This is a genomic window from Clostridium sp. (assembly GCF_040797585.1).
GTDB lineage: Bacteria > Bacillota > Clostridia > Clostridiales > Clostridiaceae > Clostridium_Z.
The window spans coordinates 1-3,524 of record NZ_JBFNEO010000253.1; the positions used below are offsets into that span (position 1 = coordinate 1).

5 protein-coding genes are annotated in these 3,524 nt (G+C 30.7%); 1 reads left to right on the plus strand and 4 read right to left on the minus strand.

Translation table 11 applies throughout. The annotated features are described in order from the left end of the window. Positions 1-293 (minus strand): hypothetical protein (locus AB2369_RS12335; RefSeq protein ID WP_367666774.1); only part of this gene is annotated, 293 nt, incomplete at its 3' end. A gap of 156 nt (positions 294-449) precedes the next feature. Here AB2369_RS12335 and yyaC point away from each other — a divergent pair. Beyond that, positions 450-980, plus strand: coding sequence for a spore protease YyaC (gene yyaC, locus AB2369_RS12340; RefSeq protein WP_367666775.1), 531 nt, complete (start codon positions 450-452; stop codon positions 978-980). Between the two features lie 26 nt (positions 981-1,006). On the opposite strand, the gene AB2369_RS12345 is transcribed toward yyaC, so the two are convergent. The 3 genes from AB2369_RS12345 to AB2369_RS12355 all read right to left on the minus strand — a co-directional run bounded on the left by AB2369_RS12345 (position 1,007) and on the right by AB2369_RS12355 (position 3,296). Then, positions 1,007-2,041, minus strand: coding sequence for a rod shape-determining protein (locus AB2369_RS12345; protein WP_367666776.1), 1,035 nt, complete (start codon positions 2,039-2,041; stop codon positions 1,007-1,009). Between the two features lie 82 nt (positions 2,042-2,123). After that, complete coding sequence (gene spoIIID / locus AB2369_RS12350) at positions 2,124-2,378, minus strand: sporulation transcriptional regulator SpoIIID (protein ID WP_027632598.1); 255 nt, start codon at positions 2,376-2,378, stop codon at positions 2,124-2,126. Positions 2,379-2,516: 138 nt separating this feature from the next. Further along, the gene (locus tag AB2369_RS12355; RefSeq protein WP_367666777.1) at positions 2,517-3,296 is read right to left on the minus strand and encodes a peptidoglycan DD-metalloendopeptidase family protein; all 780 of its coding nucleotides are present in this window, start codon (positions 3,294-3,296) and stop codon (positions 2,517-2,519) included. Between the last annotated feature and the right edge of the window lie 228 nt (positions 3,297-3,524).

The window sequence follows — 3,524 nt, forward strand, 5'->3', positions numbered from 1 at the left end:
ATTTTATGCTCACTTAAACTTTTTTCTTTTATAACTTCTTTTTCCCTCTTCTCTTCTTCACTATCTTCTAATGATTTTTCATTAATTTCTTCCTCTTTTATTTTCTCTGTTTCTTTCTCATTATCTTCATTTAATCCTAAATTATTAATGTATTTATCTTCTTTAACCTCAGTTATAACTTCATTATAAGGATATATATAATCCTGAATCCTATATATATATATTAAAATTGTCACCGTTATAATTGTACATAATATTATTATAATATTATAAAATTTTATTTTATTTTTCACTCCTTATACACCCCTTACAAGTAATATCAATACATAGTTTTTTAATATCTATTTAAATACTACCTATAATTCTTTCACTATTTAAAATTTTTATTCATTATAATAATAAAGCTAGCTATATCCTCATATAAATTTAATATCAAGGAGGTGCATAGCTTGAATAAAGTTAAATCTAACTATAAAGATACTATGGGATTTTATAATATAGCATTTTTTATAAAAGATTTTATAGATAATGACTCTATCATAGTATGTATTGGAACGGATAGATGTATTGGAGATTGTCTTGGTCCCTTGGTTGGTACTTTACTTAAAGATAAATATTTCCCATTACCTGTTTATGGAACTATAGATTCACCTATCCATGCCTTAAATATAGATAAAAAACTTAATGAAATAAAAGCTTTACACCCTACTAGCAAAGTAGTAGGTATAGATGCTTGCCTCGGTGATACCTCTTCTATTGGAGAGATTCAAGCTCGTGATTACCCTATACACCCTGGAAAAGGAGTAGGAAAAACCTTACCTAATGTTGGTGATATCTCTATTGTTGGAATTGTAGATTCCAGTGAAAATCCAGAAATTTTTACTTCTAGGAGTATCCGCCTATCCCTAATTTTAGATATGTCTACAGTAATAGTTAACGCACTCTTTCATGCTCTTTATATGAATAGAACCCACTCATAAATATGAGTGGGTTCTATTCATATAATTTAATCTATTAATGCTACTTCACCATTATCCATAGTAACATCTAACTTGTCTATATATTCTAAAACCTTTCCAGTACCCTCAGCAACACACTCTATAGAGCTTTCTGCTATTTTTACTGGCACCTTAGTAACATGAGTTATAAGCTTATCTAATCCTCTTAATAATGCTCCTCCTCCTGTCATTAATATACCTTTATCTGCAATATCCGCCGCTAGTTCTGGTGGTGTTTTTTCCAACACTGAATGTGCACAATCTGCAATGGCAGTTACGCATTCTTCAAGAGCTTCCATAACTTCCTCAGATGATACCGTTATATTTTTAGGTAGACCTGTAACTAAATCTCTTCCCTTAACATCCATTGTTAAATTTTCTTCTTCATTAAAAGCTGATCCAATATCTATCTTTAAATTTTCCGCTGTTCTTTCTCCAATCATCAGCTTGTATTTCTTTCTAATATACTTTATTATAGCTTCATCAAACTTATCTCCTGCTATTTTTATTGCATCACGTACAACAATACCTCCAAGAGATATAACTGCTATATCAGTAGTTCCTCCTCCGATATCAATAATCATATTTCCGCTAGGTTTTGTTATATCTATCCCTGATCCTATTGAAGCTGCTAAAGGTTCTTCAATTAAAAACACCTGCTTAGCTCCTGCATGAATAGCTGCATCTCTTATAGCTCTTTTTTCTACTTCAGTCGCCTTACATGGAACACAAATCATAACCTTCGGTGCTGAAATTCTTCTTTTGCCACAAGCCTTTTTAATAAAATATTTAAGCATTTTCTCTGTAGTATCGTAATCTGAAATTACTCCATCTCTAAGAGGTCTTACTGCCACTATATTTCCAGGAGTTCTTCCTATCATTCTTCTTGCCTCTTCTCCGACTGCAAGTACCTTATTTGTATTCTTATCTATAGCTACTACGGATGGCTCGTTTAAAACTACACCTCTACCTTTTATATATACTAGAATTGTAGCCGTACCTAAGTCAATTCCTATATCTGTTCCCATTCTCCAAAACCACATATTATTCACTCCTAAATCCCTAAATTATATAAAAACTTATATTTTTCATCATTTTCTATAAATGATTATACCTTTAAAGGGACTATCCTTCAATAGCTTTATACTTTAATTTGGTAGCTTTTCCACCTCTTATATGTCTTTCTGATTTATTTAAATCTAATATGGTTTTAGCTTCTTGAGCTATGCTAGGATTTATCTTAGGAAGTCTTTCTGTCATATCCTTATGTATGGTACTCTTCGAAACCCCAAAGACCTTAGCTGTTTTTCTAATTGTTGCTTTAGAATCTATAATATAATTTGCTACATCAAGCACTCTTTCCTCAATGTAATCCTTCAAATCGATTGCCTCCTTTAAAATAAATTAATTTTATAAAGATTAGGATCTTAGGATCTTAATTTCTATAATTCTTACTTATTAAATCAACCATTTTCCTTTAGGAAAATGGTTGATTTTAAAGTTTAAATTCCATGAATATTATTTTTGAGCTTGAGTCTTATATCCAACATACTTTAGTGGATCTTCTTCTGTATTATTTTTAAATACTGAAAACCCTAAATGCGCTCCATATTTCTCCATGGAATAACTTATAGAGCTGTTACCAACTTTTCCAATAACATCTCCTTGCTTTACCTTTTGTCCTTGCTTTACTGCGATATTAGGATCAAGGCTAGCATATCTTGTTACTAATCCATTGGGGTGAGTTATCTCCACATAATTTCCATAAACCTTGTAGTTACTATCAACTAATTCTTTTGATTCATCCTTTGAAACAGAAACCTTTGAAACTACTCCATCTAAAGCTGATTTTACTTGCTTTCCAGCATCAGCCTTTATGTGAATACCTGTATTAAATACAGCTTTACCAAGTTCTGTGTATTCTGGTATAGTTGAAAATCCCTTAGCTAAGGTTCCTTCTACTGGATTTATAAACTTTCCATTACTAGTGTTAGAAACTTGAGCTGATTTCTTACCATCTTTAGCTGAACTTACTGTGGCATTATTCTTATTGTCATTTTTTACCTCAGTAGCATTATCAACTGTTTTCTTCTCTCCTTCTGCCTTACTAGTAACGTTATTTTTTCCATTATCTACGGAAGTTTCTTGAGCTACCTTTGGTTTCTCAGTAGAAACTCTTGAATTCTTTGCTGTAAATGCGGCTACTATAGCAACTACACATAAAGCAACAAATAATATTACGTAGAAACCCTCCCTTTTAAAGAAATTCGATGATTTGTCCTGTACTTTTTTGTCCATATGAACACCTCCATCAATTATTTTTACCTTTTAAGTAAATTTAATACATATTTTCATATTATTTTTTTAATTTTTCATATATTTTTTTGTTTTATCATAGGACATCTATAACTATTGACATATATGAAGATTTTTAAACCTATTATCATCATGTTAAACTTTATTTCTCTATATATAGGGTTTTTGATTTAAAACTTATCTTATGCACCGCTTAAAATCTAAGATTTT

Excerpts from the sequence above, each read along its gene's own strand:
- AB2369_RS12355 (WP_367666777.1), bottom strand. The coding sequence starts at position 3,296 with ATGGACAAAAAAGTACAGGACAAATCATCGAATTTCTTTAAAAGGGAG.
- AB2369_RS12345 (WP_367666776.1), bottom strand. The coding sequence starts at position 2,041 with ATGTGGTTTTGGAGAATGGGAACAGATATAGGAATTGACTTAGGTACG.